Genomic DNA, 15,020 nt, shown 5'->3' with positions numbered 1-15,020 from the left:
ACCCCGGTGCGCGCGAAAACTCGGTGGGCAGTGTCAGTGGCAAACCGTAGGCTCGCTGCTGATGCCCACGAAACCTGCCCCCGCCACGGATCTCGCCCCGGACGCCACCGGGACGCGTTCCACCGTACGTGCCCTGCTGCGGCTGTGGCCCTATGTGCGGCCGGTGCGCGCGCGGTTGGGGACGGCCGCGGCGATAGCGATCCTCGCCTCCTGCGTGGGTCTGGTGATCCCGCTGGTCCTGAAGTGGATGGTGGACGGGCCGGTCGCCGACGGTGATCCGGCGGGCGTGTGGCTCGGGGCGCTGTACCTGCTGCTCCTCGGGCTGGCGGAGGCGCTGCTGTTCGGGCTGCGGCGGTGGCTGGTGGCCCGGCCGCTGGCGGGCGTCGAGGCGGGCATGCGGGCCGATCTCTACCGGCATCTGCAGCGCCTGCCGGTGGCCTTCCACGACCGCTGGGCCTCGGGGCAGTTGCTGTCGCGCGGGACGACCGACCTGATGCTGCTCCGCATGTTCCTCGCCTTCCCGCTGACGTTCCTGCTGGTCAACGGCGTGACGATCCTGGTCGGCGTGGGCATCATGCTGGTCCAGGACTGGACGCTCGGGCTGGTCATCCTCGGGCCCGCCATCCCGGTGATGATCACCTGCGGGATCTTCGAGAAGAAGTACTCGGCGGTGGCGCGGCGCGCGCAGGACCAGGTCGGGGATCTGACGACCGTGGTCGAGGAGAGCGTGCTCGGTGTCCGGATCATCAAGGGCTTCGGCAGGCACCGCAGCCAGGCCCGCGCCTTCCACGAGCTGTCGCACACCCTGCGGGGCACGGAGCTGCGCAAGGCGCGGCTGCTGGCGGCCATCTGGGCGGTCATCGTGACGCTGCCCGAAGTGGCGATCGGGGCGGCGCTGGTGGTCGGGGCGGTGCAGGTGGCGGACGGGGCGCTGTCGGCGGGGACGCTGGTGGCGTTCCTGTCCACGGCGCTGGCGCTGCGGTGGCCGGTGGAGTCCATCGGCTTCCTGCTGGCGATGAGCCAGGAGGCGGCGACGGCGACGGACCGGTACTTCGAGGTGATGGACGCGGAGGTTGAGTCGCCGGGGGGTTCTGGTGACCCTGCGTCGGTGCGGGGCGGTGGTGAGCGCGGCCCGGCGTTGCGGGGTGCCGCTGCGCCCACCCGTGCCGCCCCAGCGGCACGACTGCCCGCAGCGGCGGGGGGACTGCGGTTCGAGCACGTGCGGTTCCGGTATCCCGACGCCGCTCCCGACTCCACGCCGCTCCTGACGGACGTCGACCTGCACATCCGCCCCGGTGAGTCCATGGCCCTGGTCGGTGCCACCGGCAGTGGCAAGACGACGCTGACCGCGCTCGTCCCGCGCCTGCACGAGGTGACCGAGGGCCGGATCACGCTGGACGGCCAGGACATCACCGCCCTGTCCCGCGAGGAGCTGCGCTCGATGGTCGCCGTGGCCTTCGAGGAGCCCACCCTCTTCTCGGCCACCGTCGGTGAGAACGTGCTGATGGGTGCCGGTGAGGGCGCCGACGACGAGGCGCTGGACCGCGCGCTCGCCGTCGCGCAGGCCGACTTCGCGCACGCGCTCCCCCAGGGCACCGGCACCCAGGTCGGTGAGCAGGGCCTCAGCCTCTCCGGCGGCCAGCGTCAGCGCCTGGCGCTCGCGCGGGCCGTGGTGGGCAGACCGAGGTTCCTCGTCCTGGACGACCCGCTGTCCGCGCTGGACGTGCACACGGAGGCCGCCGTGGAGGCCGCCCTGCGGCAGGTCCTCGCGGACACCACCGCGCTGATCGTGGCCCACCGCCCCTCCACCGTCCTGCTCGCCGACCGCGTCGCCCTGCTCTCCGGGGGCCGCATCACCGCCGTCGGCACCCATCACGAACTGCTGCACACCAGCCCCGAGTACGCCCATCTGATGTCCGGGCTCGACGGGCACGAGAACGACGAGGGACCCCAGGAAGGGGACGGCCGATGACCGCGCCCACGGCCACCGCGCCGGACCGCGAACAGCCGGAGGGCCCCGAGCCCGGGGACCCGGCCGAGGCAGCGACCGGCACCACCGCCGCCGACGACGCCTTCGACCAGGACGTCCTGCCCAGCCCGCCGGGTGCGACCGGCGTCCTGCTGCGCTCCCTGCTGGTGCCCATGAAGGCCCGGGTCGCCCTCACCGTCCTCCTGCTGCTGCTCCAGCAGGCGGCCGTGCAGGCGGGCCCGCTGCTGGTGGCGTACGCCATCGACCACGCCGTGCCGGCCCTGCGGGACGACGACCACGGCCCGCTGATCGCGGTGGGCGCCGGCTACCTGCTGTGCTCGCTGGCGGCGGGCGGACTCCAGTACGCCTTCATCGCGGCGGCGGCCCGCGTCAGCCAGGACGTGCTGCTCGACCTGCGCGGGCGGATCTTCCGGCACGCGCAGGCGCTCAGCGTCGACTTCCACGAGCGTTACACCTCGGGCCGCCTCATCTCGCGCTCCACCACGGACGTGGAGTCCCTGCGCGAACTGCTCGACGAGGGGCTCCAGGAGCTGGTGACGGTCATCCTGTCCTTCGTCTACATCGCGGCGCTGCTGCTCTGGCTGGACCTCGGTCTCGGCGCCGTGGCGGTGGCGTCGTTCGTGCCGCTGTACGCGCTGGTGCGGCTCTACCAGCGGCGCGCGGGGCGGGTGTACCGGCAGCGGTCCACGGCGATCGCGGCGGTGATCGTGAAGTTCGTGGAGACGATGAACGGCATCCGGCCGGTGCGCGCCTTCCGCCGTGAGGCCGCCAACGACGCCGACTTCGCGGTCCTGAACCACCGCCACGAGCGGACCAACGGCAACGCGCTGCTGGAGATGGCCCGTTACGTGGTGGGTTCCCGCCTGGTCGCGAACACGGCCGTCGCGGGCATCGTGCTGTGGGGGGCGTACCGGGTCGCGGACGGCACGCTGGCGCTCGGTGTGCTGGCCGCGGCGGTGCTGTACCTGCGCCGCCTGTACGACCCGATCGACCGGCTGGGCATGTTCCTGAACTCGTACCAGTCGGCGGCGGCCTCGCTGGAGAAGATCGCCGGGCTGCTGGCCCAGACGCCGTCGGTGCCGGAGCCGACCGCGCCGAAGGAGCTGCCGCCGCTGGAGTCGGAGCACCCCGGCCGCGAGGTCGTCTTCGACGCGGTGAGCTTCGGCTACCGCACCGGCGGCGAGGTGCTGCCGCGCTTCGGGCTGACGCTCCCGGCCGGGCAGACGGTCGCCGTCGTGGGCTCGACCGGCGCGGGCAAGTCGACGCTGGCCAAGCTGCTCGCCCGGTTCTACGACCCCTCCGCCGGGCGGGTCCTGCTGGACGGCACCGACCTGCGCGACCTGGCCGTGCCCGAACTGCGGCGCGGGGTGGTGATGGTGACGCAGGAGGCGTTCCTGTTCTCCGGCACGGTCGCCGACAACATCGCCATCGGCCGCCCGGAGGCGACCCGGGAGGAGATCGAGCGGGCCGCGAAGGCGATCGGCGCCCACGACTTCATCGCCGCGCTGCCGGACGGCTACGACACCGACGTGCGCAAGCGGGGCGGCCGTATCTCCGCCGGTCAGCGGCAGCTCGTGGCGTTCGCGCGGGCGCTGCTCGCGGACCCGGCGGTGCTGATCCTGGACGAGGCGACCAGCTCGCTGGACATCCCCGGGGAGCGGGCGGTACAGCGGGCGATGACGACGGTGCTGAAGGGCCGTACGGCGGTCGTGATCGCGCACCGGCTCTCCACCGTGGAGATCGCCGACCGGGTGCTGGTGATGGAGCACGGCCGGATCGTCGAGGACGGCGCGCCGGACGAACTCGTCGCCGGTACCGGCCGGTTCGCGGATCTGCACCGCGCCTGGCGGGACAGTCTGGCGTGAGGATCGACGCGTACGAGGACCCGGGCACCCCGGGCCGCGGGGGCGGCTGGCGGTACCTGGGCTGGCTGGTCCGGCGGCAGTGGCCCCGGTGCCTGGCGGGGGCGGTGCTCGCCAGTGTCTGGATGGTGCTGCTGGCGGCGACGCCGTACCTGATGGCCCGGGCCGTCGACCACGGTCTGGAGCCGGGTGACATGGGCGCGCTGGCGGGCTGGACGGGCGCCATGGTCGCCGTCGGCGGGGTCAACGCGTGGCTGGGCATGATGCGGCACCGCACGATGACGAAGGTGCGGATGGACGCCAACTTCCGCACGGTCAAGGTGGTCGTCGGGCACGCCACGCGGCTCGGCGCGGCGCTGCGCGGCCAGGTGGGGGCCGGTGAGGTCGTCACCATCGGAGTGGGCGACGTGCAGACCATCAGCACGTCGCTGACGGCCGTGGGGCCGGGCGTCGGCGCGGTCGTCGCCTACGCGGCGGTCGGCGGACTGATGCTGTCGGTGTCGACCCGGCTCGCCCTGGTGGTGCTGCTCGGGGTCCCGGCGCTCGGGGTGCTCCTCGGCCCGCTCATGGGGCGGCTCCAGGGCAGGGAGGCGGAGTACCGGGAGCGGCAGTCCGTCCTGACCGCGCGGATCGGCGACCTCGCGGGCGGGCTGCGGGTGCTGAACGGGCTGGGCGGCAAGGGCCTGGTAGCGGACGCCTTCCGCCGGGACTCGGGCCGGCTGCGCGAGCAGGGCTACCGGGTCGGCGCGGTGACCAGTTGGATCCAGGCCCTCGGGGTGGGCCTGCCGATGCTGTTCCTGGCCCTGGTGACCTGGCTGGGCGCCCGGCAGGCCGCGCAGGGTCACATCAGTGTGGGCGAACTGGTGTCGGTGTACGGCTACGTCGTCGCGCTGGGCTGGCCGGTGGCGTTCCTCATCGAGATGGGCCACCAGCTCAGCCGCGGCGTGGTGGCCGCCCGCCGGGTCGTCGCCTTCCTGCGCCTGGAGCCGGAACCGGACACGGGCACCCGGGACGCCCCCGCCGAACCGTCGGCGCTCTACGACCCGGCCTCGGGCGTACGGATCACCCCCGGCCGCCTGACCGCCCTGGCCACGTCCCGCCCGTCCGACGCCACCGACATCCTGGACCGCCTGGGCCGCTACACCCCGTCGGACGCGACCTGGGGAGACATCCCCCTGACCGACATCCCCCTCTCCCAGATCCGCACCCGCATCCTGGTCGCAGACCCGGAGGCCGACCTCTTCGCAGGCGCCCTGAGCGATGTGATCGGCGATGCGGAAACGCCGGTAAGGGGCGCGGGGAACTGCGCGACAAGCCACAACGAACCCGCAGACGCGAAGCAACGGGCCGGGGCCGATGAGACGGCGAAATTCACCGCCGCCATCCACACCGCCGCCGCCGAAGACATCGTCCGCGCCCTCCCCGACGGCCTCAAAACCCAGGTCGCGGCCCAGGCCCGGGACCTGTCCGGAGGACAACGCCAACGCATCCGCCTGGCCCGCGCCCTCCTCACCGACCCCGAGATCCTCCTCGCCGCAGAACCCACCTCCGCCCTGGACGCCCACACGGAGGCCACCGTGGCCGACCGCCTCGGGCACGCCCGCCAGGGCCGCACCACCGTCCTGGCCGCCACCTCACCCCTGCTCCTCGACCGCGCGGACGTCGTGCACCACCTGGTCGACGGCAAGGTCGCGGCCACCGGCACGCACCGCGAACTCCTGGAATCCGAACCGGGCTACCGCGCCCTGGTCGCGCGGGACGACGAGGGTGCCGAAGAAGGGGAAACGGCCCGATGACACACCTGCCCGTAGCCGAGCGCACCGACGTCCGCCGCGCGGCAGCCGACCTCGTGCGCACCGACCGGAGGTCCTTCGCCGTCGTCCTGGGTCTCAACGCGCTGGCCGCGCTGGCCGGTCTCGCGGGTCCGTGGCTGCTGGGCCGGATCGTCGACGAGGTGCGCGGCGGGGGCGGGGTCGGCGCCGTGGACCGGATGGCCCTCGCCATCCTGTTGTGCTCGCTGGCGCAGTTGCTGCTGGCCCGCTGGGCGCGGTACGTGGGGCACCGGTTCGGGGAGCGGACGCTCGCCCGGGTGCGGGAGCGGTACGTGGAGCGGGCGCTCGCGCTGCCCGCGTCGGTCGTGGAGCGGGCGGGGTCCGGGGATCTGACGACGCGCGGCACCGCCGACGTGACCGCCGTCGGCACGACGCTGCGCGACGCCGGTCCCGAGCTGCTGGTCAACGCGGTGCAGGCGCTGTTCCTCACCGCCGCGGTGTTCGTGCTCGACCCGCTGCTCGGCCTGGTCGGGGTGCTGGGACTGACGCCGGCCGGGCTGGCGCTGCGCTGGTACCTGCGCCGGGCGCGGGCGGCCTACCTCGCCGAGGGCGCGGCCAACTCGGACGTCGCGGAGACTCTGGCGGCCACGGTGGCGGGGGCCCGCACGGTCGAGGCGTTCGGGCTCGCCGAGCGGCGCGTGGCGACGAACCGGGGGGCGCTGGAGGTCTCGCTGCGCACCCGGTTCCGGACGCTGTTCCTGCGCAGTGTGTTCTTCCCTGCGGTGGACATCTCCTACGTCCTTCCGGTGGCGGGCGTGCTGCTGCTCGGCGGGGTCCTGCACACGCACGGGTCGGCGAGCCTCGGCGCGGTGGTGTCCTGCGCCGTGTATCTCCAGCAGTTGGCGGGGCCGCTCGACGAGGTGCTGATGCGGGTCGAGCAACTGCAGGCCGGTGCTGCCTCGTTCGCCCGGGTGGAGGGGCTGGCCCGGGCCCCGCGGGCGACGGCGGACGAGTCGGCGGTTCCGGACGGCGACCGTATCGACGTGTCCGGGGTGCGGTACGCCTACGACCGGGGCGGGGAGGTGCTGCGCGGGGTGGACCTGACCGTGCGGCCGGGTGAGCGGCTGGCGGTCGTCGGTCCTTCGGGGGCGGGCAAGACGACGCTGAGCCGGCTCCTCGCGGGCGTCGACGCGCCGACGGAGGGCTCGGTGACGGTGGGCGGGGTGCCCGTGGTCGCCCTGGGCCCGGAGCGGCTGCGCCGTCAGGTGGTACTGGTCACCCAGGAGCACCATGTGTTCCTGGGGACGGTCCGCGACAATCTGCTGATCGCCGAACCGGGCGCGACGGACGAGGAGTTGTGGGCCGCGCTCGCCGCGGTGGGCGCCGAGGGCTGGGTGCGGGAGCTGTCCGCGGGCCTCGGCGCCGAGCTGGGCGCGAAGGGACACTCCACGGACGGCTCGCAGGCCCAGCAACTCGCCCTGGCCCGGGTGGTGCTGGCCGACCCGCACACCCTGATCCTGGACGAGGCCACGGCCCTGCTGGACCCGACGACGGCCCGGCACACGGAGCAGGCGCTGGCCGCCGTACTGAAGGGCCGTACGGTGATCGCCATCGCGCACCGCCTGCACACCGCGCACGACGCCGACCGGGTGGCGGTGATGGAGGACGGTCTGCTGACCGAGCTGGGCACGCACGACGAGCTGGTGGCGGCGGGCGGAGCGTACGCGGCCCTGTGGGGCTCCTGGCACGGGGAGCCGTCCGCCGGTTACTGACTGACCGGACAGTAACCGGACCGGGACAGCAACGATTCCGTTTATCGAACGTGAACGCCCGGTCAACGAACCATTTCCAGCCAACTTACTGACGCGCTCCTGACAAGTAGCGCTTTCTCCTGCCACTCTTCCGTCGGCCCCTTCACAGCGCCCCCACAGCTTCCCCACGAGCGCTGTGCCGCGGCCGGCTCACAGCACCAGGTTTCTGCGTACCGCACAGTTCCGCCCGGCCGGCCACCCGCCGACCGGTCTCCCCTGGCCGCGCAACCCGTGGCCACGCAGAAGGAGTCAGTGTTGAGCAGCAGTACTCCCCACAGACGCACCTCCCACACCACCTCCCACGCCTCGCGCCGTACCGCGCACCGGCGCGCCGCGGCCGTCGCACTGGCCGGTGTCGCCGCGCTGATCGCCACGGCGGTCCAGGCCGGCACCGCCACCGCGGCCCCCGAGCCGACCCCCGCGAAGGGCAACGAGCTGGTCAGGCTCAGCCCCGCGCAGCGCGCCGAGCTGATCCGGGACGCCAACGCCACCAAGGCGAAGACCGCCGACGAGCTGGGCCTGGGCGCCAAGGAGAAGCTGGTCGTCCGGGACGTGGCCAAGGACCGCGACGGCACCCTGCACACCCGCTACGAGCGCACCTACGACGGTCTGCCCGTCCTCGGCGGCGACCTCGTGGTGGCCTCCGACGCGGGGAAGACCGAGCAGGTCGTGAAGGCCACGGCGAAGGCGCTCAGGCCGGCCACCGTGACGCCGAAGATCTCCGCCGCCAAGGCGGAGTCCCAGGCGGTGTCCGCCGCGAAGGCCGCCGGTGCCGAGCAGCCGGACGCCGACCGCGCCCCGCGCAAGGTGATCTGGGCGGCGAACGGCACGCCGGTCCTGGCGTACGAGACGGTCGTGGGCGGCCTCCAGGAGGACGGCACCCCGAACGAGCTGCACGTCGTCACCGACGCCGCCACCGGCGCCAAGCTGTACGAGTACCAGGGCATCGAGAACGGCACCGGCCACACCACGTACAGCGGCACCGTGACGCTGGGCACCGCGCAGTCCGGGTCGTCGTACACGCTGACCGACACCGCGCGCGGCAACCACAAGACGTACAACCTGAACGGCCGGACCTCGGGCACCGGTTCGCTGTTCACCGGCTCCGACGACGTGTGGGGCAACGGCAGCTCCTCCGACCCGGAGACCGCCGGCGCCGACGCGCACTACGGGGCCGCGCTGACCTGGGACTACTACAAGAACGTGCACGGCCGCTCGGGCATCCGCGGTGACGGTGTGGCGGCGTACAGCCGGGTCCACTACGGCAACGCCTACGTCAACGCGTTCTGGTCGGACAGCTGCTTCTGCATGACCTACGGCGACGGGATCAACAACTCCAACCCGCTCACCGCCATCGACGTGGCCGGGCACGAGATGACCCACGGCGTCACGTCCAACACCGCGGGACTCAACTACAGCGGCGAGTCCGGCGGTCTGAACGAGGCCACGTCCGACATCTTCGGCACGTCGGTCGAGTTCTACGCCAACAACTCCGAGGACGTCGGTGACTACCTCATCGGCGAGGAGATCGACATCAACGGCGACGGCACCCCGCTGCGCTACATGGACAAGCCCAGCAAGGACGGCGCGTCCTACGACGACTGGTTCTCGGGCATCGGCAACTCCGACGTGCACTACTCGTCGGGCCCGGCCAACCACTTCTTCTACCTGCTGAGCGAGGGCAGCGGCACCAAGACCATCAACGGTGTCACGTACAACTCGCCCACGGCGGACGGCCTCCCGGTGACCGGCATAGGCCGCGCCAAGGCCGAGAAGATCTGGTTCCGCGCGCTGACCACCAAGTTCACCTCGACCACCAACTACGCGGGCGCCCGCACCGGCACCCTCGCGGCGGCCGGTGAGCTGTACGGCACCGACAGCGCCGAGTACACCGCGGTGGCGAACGCGTGGGCGGGCATCAACGTCGGCTCGCGGCCCGGCGACGGCGGCGACCCCGGGGACGGCACCACGTTCGAGAGTGACACGAACGTGAACATCCCCGACTACGGCTCCGCGGTCACCTCGTCCCTCACGGTCTCCGGACGCACCGGCAAGGCGCCGAGCAACCTCCAGGTGGGCGTGGACATCGTGCACAGCTGGCGCGGTGACCTCCAGATCGACCTGGTCGCGCCCGACGGGTCGACGTACCGCCTGAAGAACAGCGGCTACGACCCGGCGGAGGACGTGCACGACACCTACACGGTGAACGCCTCCTCCGAATCGGCCAACGGCACCTGGAAGCTGCGCGTCCAGGACCAGGGCCCGGCGGACACCGGCTACATCGACGCCTGGCGGCTCACCTTCCCGTAGGCCAACCGGCCCGCGGACGCACCACCCCCAAGACAGGGCGCCGCTCCGGAGGTTCGAATCCTCCGGAGCGGCGCCCTCTCCATGTCCGCCCCCGACTGCCGGTTTTTGCCAAGCACTTACGCCTGCCTTGTTGCCACTTGACCGAGGTCACACGGCCTTCACATTCCCGCAACAGACACCCGGGTGGCGATTTTCGGCCAACATCATCGCGCCCTCCTGACATGTACGCGCCTTCGGTGTCAGTCTTCCGTCACCCACAGCACAACTTCGCAGTAACCGGCCGGACACCCCACGCCGTCCGGTACCCCCCACCGAAGGAGCTTGTGTGTCTTCCCTCTTCGCGCGCCACAAGCGCACCACCCTGGCCCTCGCCACCGCCGTCGCCGCCGGAGCGATGCTCACCACCGGCCTGACCGCGGGCAACGCCGCCGCCGACAGCACCGCGCCGTCGGCACTCCCGGGCGCACCCGTCCTGCTGTCGGGCACCGCCCGCAGCGCGCTCATACAGGAGCAGCAGGCCGGCGCGGCCGGTACCGCCCGGGCGATAGGTCTCGGGGCCAAGGAGAAGCTGGTCGTCAAGGACGTGGTCAAGGACCGCGACGGCTCCGTGCACACCCGCTACGAGCGCACCTACGACGGCCTGCCCGTCCTCGGCGGCGACCTCGTCGTGCACCGGTCGGAGTCCGGCGCCACCAGAGGCGTCACCAAGGCGACCGAGGCCGCCGTCAAGGTCGCCACCGTCACCCCGAAGGTGAAGGCGGCCAAGGCCGAGCAGCAGGCGCTGTCCGCCGCCAAGGACGCCGGGTCGTCGAAGACCGCGGCGGACTCCGCACCCCGCAAGGTGATCTGGGCCGCCGAGGGCAAGCCCGTCCTCGCCTACGAGACCGTGGTCGGCGGCCTCCAGGACGACGGCACCCCGAACGAGCTGCACGTCATCACCGACGCCGCCACGGGCGCCAAGCTGTACGAGTACCAGGGCATCGAGAACGGCTCCGGCAAGAGCCTCTACTCGGGCACGGTCGAACTCGGCACCACCAAGTCGGGCTCGTCGTACCAGCTGTACGACACCGGGCGCGGCGGCCACAAGACGTACAACCTGGCCCGCAAGACCTCCGGCACCGGCACGCTGTTCACCGACGCCGACGACACCTGGGGCACGGGCGCCGCCTCCAGCGACCCGCAGGACCAGACCGCCGCCGTCGACGCCGCCTACGGCGCCCAGGTCACCTGGGACTTCTACAAGGAGAGCTTCGGCCGCAACGGCATCAAGAACGACGGCAAGGCGGCCTACTCCCGCGTCCACTACGGCAGCAACTACGTCAACGCCTTCTGGTCCGACGCGTGCTTCTGCATGACCTACGGCGACGGCACGGGCAACACCAACCCGCTGACCTCGCTGGACGTGGCCGGGCACGAGATGAGCCACGGCGTCACCTCCAACACCGCGGGCCTCGAGTACAGCGGCGAGTCCGGCGGCCTCAACGAGGCGACCAGCGACATCTTCGGCACCGGCGTGGAGTACTTCGCGGGCAGCTCCACCGACAAGGGCGACTACCTCATCGGCGAGCAGATCGACATCAACGGCGACGGCACCCCGCTGCGCTACATGGACGAGCCGAGCAAGGACGGCGCGTCCAAGGACTACTGGGACTCCGGTCTCGGCGGCGTGGACGTGCACTACTCGTCCGGTCCGGCCAACCACTTCTTCTTCCTGCTGTCGGAGGGCAGCGGGGCGCGGACGGTCGACGGGGTGGACTACGACTCGCCGACCCACGACGGCTCCACCGTCACCGGCATCGGCCGCGACAAGGCCCTGCAGATCTGGTACAAGGCGCTGACCGAGTACATGACGTCGACGACCGACTACGCCGACGCCCGCACGGCCACCCTGAGCGCGGCGTCCGACCTGTACGGCGCCGACAGCACGGAGTACAAGACGGTGGGCGCGGCCTGGACCGCGATCAACGTGAACTGACCGCCCCCACCGGCCCGACCCACGCGACCGGCGGCACCCGGAACCAGCGGTTCCCGGGTGCCGCCCTACCCTTGGGACCCATGTCCTTCACGTACGACGACGTCGGCGCCACCCGCGAGCAGGGTGCCTGCCCGCCCGGCTTCCGCCCCATGCACGTACGCACCCGCCTCGGGGAGGGCGAACCGGTGTTCCAGCGTGCGGTCGAAGCCGTACTCACCTGGGAGATGCACCGGGAGCTGGGCGTCGGCATCGACGCGAGCGCGGAGCGTGCCGCGCCCGGCGTCGACGTCACCGTCACCCTTGCCGGCATGATCAAGGCACCCTGCCGGGTGGTGTGGACCCTGGAGGAGCCGCGCCGGGCCGGCTGGGCCTACGGCACGCTGCCCGGCCACCCGGAGTCCGGCGAGGAGGCCTTCGTGGTGGACCGCACGGGTGACGGGACGGTCTGGCTGACCGTGCACGCCTTCAGCCGCCCGGCCAAGTGGTACGCCAAGGCCGGCGGACCGGCGGCCCGCGCCTTCCAGCACGCCTACGCCCGCCGGTGCGGCACCGTCCTCAGGCGGCTGAGCGGCGGTGACGAGGAGGACTGAGCCCCGCCTCGTCGCCACCGCCCGCCTCTGCGCATCGCCTCTCACCGCGCCCGGCTGCTCCGGGGTCACCGCATCAGCAGCCCCGCCGCCTCCACCAGCTCGCCCGAGGGCACCGCGACCAGACCGGCCTCCACGCCGGACGCGAGCAGCCGGTGCGCGGGCAGGACGCGGACCGTGTAGCCGAAGGGGCCGGTGCGGTCCAGGGCGAGCGGGCCCTCGTAGGCCCAGCGGCCCTCCAGGTCGGGTCCGCCCACCGGTTTCAGCGGTGTCCTCGCCGCGTCGGTGATCCGGTCCTCGGAGTCCACCCGGCCGGAGACCGCCTGCACCTCCACGTCCTCCGGCGCGAGGTCGCCGAGCTTCACCCGCACCCGCAGCGCGAGCGTGGTGCCGAGTTCGGCGCTGGCGGTGGCGGCGGAGGTCTCCACGTGGTCGACGCTCACCCCGGGCCAGGCCGCCCGCACCCGCGCCTTCCACTCGGCGAGCCCGCGCGCGGAGTCCGGGTCCATCGCGCGGTGCGCCTCGGCGGCGGGGGTGTAGAGCCGCTCGACGTACTCGCGGACCATGCGGCCGGCCAGCACCTTCGGGCCGAGCAGGCTGAGGGTGCGGCGCACCATCTCCAGCCACCGGTCGGGCAGCCCGCTCGCGCCCCGCTCGTAGAAGCGCGGGGTGATCCGCTGCTCCAGCAGGTCGTAGAGGGCGTTGGCCTCTATGGCGTCGCGCCGGTCGGGGTCGGTGCCGACGCCGTCGGCGGTGGGGATCGCCCAGCCGAAGTCGGGCTGGTACCACTCGTCCCACCAGCCGTCGAGGACCGACAGGTTGAGGCAGCCGTTGAGCGCCGCCTTCATGCCGGAGGTGCCGCAGGCCTCCAGCGGACGCAGCGGGTTGTTCAGCCAGATGTCGCAGCCGGGGTAGAGCTTCTGCGCCATCGCCATGCCGTAGTCCGGCAGGAACACGATGCGGTGCCGCACCCGTGCGTCGTCCGCGAACCGCACCAGCTCCTGCACCAGTCGCTTGCCGCCGTCGTCCGCCGGGTGCGCCTTGCCCGCGACGACGATCTGGACCGGCCGCTCGGGATGGAGCAGCAGCTCGGTGAGCCGGTCCCGGTCGCGCAGCATCAGCGTGAGCCGCTTGTACGACGGGACGCGCCGCGCGAAGCCGATGGTGAGCACGTCCGGGTCGAGGGCGTCGTCGATCCAGCCCAGTTCGGCCGTCCCGGCGCCGCGCTGCCGCCAGGAGGCACGCAGCCGCTCGCGCACCTCCTCCACGAGCTGGGCGCGCAGGGTGCGGCGCAGCTCCCAGATGTCCTGGTCGGGGATGTCGGCGACCGAGTCCCAGCGGTCCGAACCACCCACGGCCAGCGCGTCCTCGGCCCGCTGCACGCCGATCTGCCGGGCGCCGAGCCGGAACACCTCCGGGGCCACCCAGGTCGGGGCGTGCACGCCGTTGGTGACGGAGGTGATCGGCACCTCGTCGGCGTCGAAGCCGGGCCACAGTCCGGCGAACATCCCGCGGCTGACCCCGCCGTGCAGCACGGAGACGCCGTTGGCGCGCTGGGCGAGCCTGAGGCCCATCACGGCCATGTTGAACAGGTTCGGCTCGCCGCCCGGGTAGGTCTCCATGCCGAGCCTGAGGACGCGTTCGACGTCGATGCGCGGGAGTTCGGCGTCGGGGCCGAAGTGGCGGGCGACCAGCTCGCGGTCGAAGCGGTCGATGCCGGCCGGGACCGGGGTGTGCGTGGTGAAGACGGTGCCGGACCGCACCGCCTCCAGGGCCGGGCCGAACTCCAGACCCTCGTCGGACAGTTCGGCGATGCGTTCCAGGCCGAGGAAGCCGGCGTGGCCCTCGTTGGTGTGGAACACCTCCGGTGCGGCGTGCCCGGTGAGCCGGCAGTACGTCCGTACCGCCCGGACACCTCCTATGCCCAGCAGCATCTCCTGGAGGAGCCGGTGCTCGCTGCCGCCGCCGTAGAGCCGGTCGGTGACGCCGCGTTCACCGGGGTCGTTCTCCTCGACGTCGGAGTCGAGCAGCAGCAGCGGCACCCGGCCGACCTGGGCCAGCCAGACGCGGGCCCGCAGCTCCCGGCCGCCGGGCAGCGCGAGGGCGACGTGCGCGGGGGTGCCGTCGCGCTCCTTCAGGGGCGCGAGGGGCAGCTCGTGGGGGTCGAGGACGGGATAGTGCTCCTGCTGCCAGCCGTCCCGGGAGAGGGACTGGCGGAAGTAGCCGTGCCGGTACAGCAGGCCCACGCCGACGAGCGGCACCCCCAGGTCGCTGGCCGCCTTGAGGTGGTCGCCGGCCAGGATGCCGAGGCCGCCGGAGTACTGGGGCAGGGCGGCGGTGATGCCGAACTCGGGCGAGAAGTAGGCCACGGCGGCGGGGAGTCGGCCGGACTGGGCCTGATACCAGCGGTCGCCGGTCATGTAGTGGTCGAGGTCGTCGGCCACCGCGGTGAGCCGGCGCAGGAAGCGCCGGTCCTCGGCCAGCTCCGCGAGACGCGCGGGCCGGACGGTGCCGAGCAGCCGTACCGGATCGCGGCCGGACGCGGTCCAGCACTCGGGGTCGACGGACTGGAAGAGGTCGCGGGTCTCCGGGTGCCAGGACCAGCGCAGATTGCGGGCCAGATCACTGAGCGGCCGGAGGGGGTCGGGGAGAACGGGACGGACGGTCAGTCGACGGATCGCCTTCACCCTCACGACGTTACCGCGCGATGTGT

General features: G+C 72.7%; 8 protein-coding genes. 7 read left to right on the top strand and 1 reads right to left on the bottom strand.

Annotated elements, in window-relative coordinates; all coding sequences use genetic code 11:
- The first annotated feature begins 61 nt into the window (after positions 1-61).
- The 7 genes from ACZ7MF_RS06780 to ACZ7MF_RS06750 all read left to right on the top strand — a co-directional run bounded on the left by ACZ7MF_RS06780 (position 62) and on the right by ACZ7MF_RS06750 (position 12,310).
- Positions 62-1,972 (top strand): ABC transporter ATP-binding protein, encoded by a 1,911-nt coding sequence (locus ACZ7MF_RS06780; protein WP_471474908.1) that lies wholly within the window; start codon positions 62-64, stop codon positions 1,970-1,972.
- Positions 1,969-3,855, top strand: coding sequence for an ABC transporter ATP-binding protein (locus tag ACZ7MF_RS06775; RefSeq protein WP_471474907.1), 1,887 nt, complete (start codon positions 1,969-1,971; stop codon positions 3,853-3,855). Before ACZ7MF_RS06780 ends, ACZ7MF_RS06775 begins: the two co-directional genes overlap by 4 nt.
- Positions 3,852-5,648, top strand: a complete 1,797-nt coding sequence (locus tag ACZ7MF_RS06770; RefSeq protein ID WP_471474906.1) for an ABC transporter ATP-binding protein — start codon at positions 3,852-3,854, stop codon at positions 5,646-5,648. Before ACZ7MF_RS06775 ends, ACZ7MF_RS06770 begins: the two co-directional genes overlap by 4 nt.
- Positions 5,645-7,396 carry an ABC transporter ATP-binding protein gene (locus ACZ7MF_RS06765; protein ID WP_471474904.1) on the top strand — a complete coding sequence of 584 codons (1,752 nt, stop codon included), beginning with the start codon at positions 5,645-5,647 and terminating at the stop codon, positions 7,394-7,396. Before ACZ7MF_RS06770 ends, ACZ7MF_RS06765 begins: the two co-directional genes overlap by 4 nt.
- Positions 7,397-7,690: 294 nt before the next feature.
- Positions 7,691-9,745, top strand: a complete 2,055-nt coding sequence (locus tag ACZ7MF_RS06760) for a M4 family metallopeptidase (RefSeq protein WP_471474903.1) — start codon at positions 7,691-7,693, stop codon at positions 9,743-9,745.
- A 325-nt stretch (positions 9,746-10,070) separates the two neighbouring features.
- Positions 10,071-11,720 carry a M4 family metallopeptidase gene (locus ACZ7MF_RS06755; RefSeq protein WP_471474901.1) on the top strand — a complete coding sequence of 550 codons (1,650 nt, stop codon included), beginning with the start codon at positions 10,071-10,073 and terminating at the stop codon, positions 11,718-11,720.
- An 80-nt stretch (positions 11,721-11,800) separates the two neighbouring features.
- Positions 11,801-12,310, top strand: coding sequence for a DUF1990 family protein (locus tag ACZ7MF_RS06750; protein ID WP_356864550.1), 510 nt, complete (start codon positions 11,801-11,803; stop codon positions 12,308-12,310).
- 65 nt (positions 12,311-12,375) lie between these two features.
- On the opposite strand, the gene ACZ7MF_RS06745 is transcribed toward ACZ7MF_RS06750, so the two are convergent.
- Positions 12,376-14,994 carry a glycosyltransferase family 1 protein gene (locus tag ACZ7MF_RS06745; RefSeq protein WP_471474900.1) on the bottom strand — a complete coding sequence of 873 codons (2,619 nt, stop codon included), beginning with the start codon at positions 14,992-14,994 and terminating at the stop codon, positions 12,376-12,378.
- Positions 14,995-15,020 lie beyond the last annotated feature (26 nt).

It is taken from the genome of Streptomyces sp. NPDC111628, from assembly GCF_055635195.1.
This window is presented reverse-complemented; position numbering and strand designations above follow the sequence as displayed.

What these genes read in the sequence shown, in the direction of transcription:
- ACZ7MF_RS06750 (WP_356864550.1), top strand. Translation starts at nt 11,801, where the DNA reads ATGTCCTTCACGTACGACGACGTCGGCGCCACCCGCGAGCAGGGTGCC.
- ACZ7MF_RS06780 (WP_471474908.1), top strand. Translation starts at nt 62, where the DNA reads ATGCCCACGAAACCTGCCCCCGCCACGGATCTCGCCCCGGACGCCACC.
- ACZ7MF_RS06765 (WP_471474904.1), top strand. Translation starts at nt 5,645, where the DNA reads ATGACACACCTGCCCGTAGCCGAGCGCACCGACGTCCGCCGCGCGGCA.
- ACZ7MF_RS06775 (WP_471474907.1), top strand. Translation starts at nt 1,969, where the DNA reads ATGACCGCGCCCACGGCCACCGCGCCGGACCGCGAACAGCCGGAGGGC.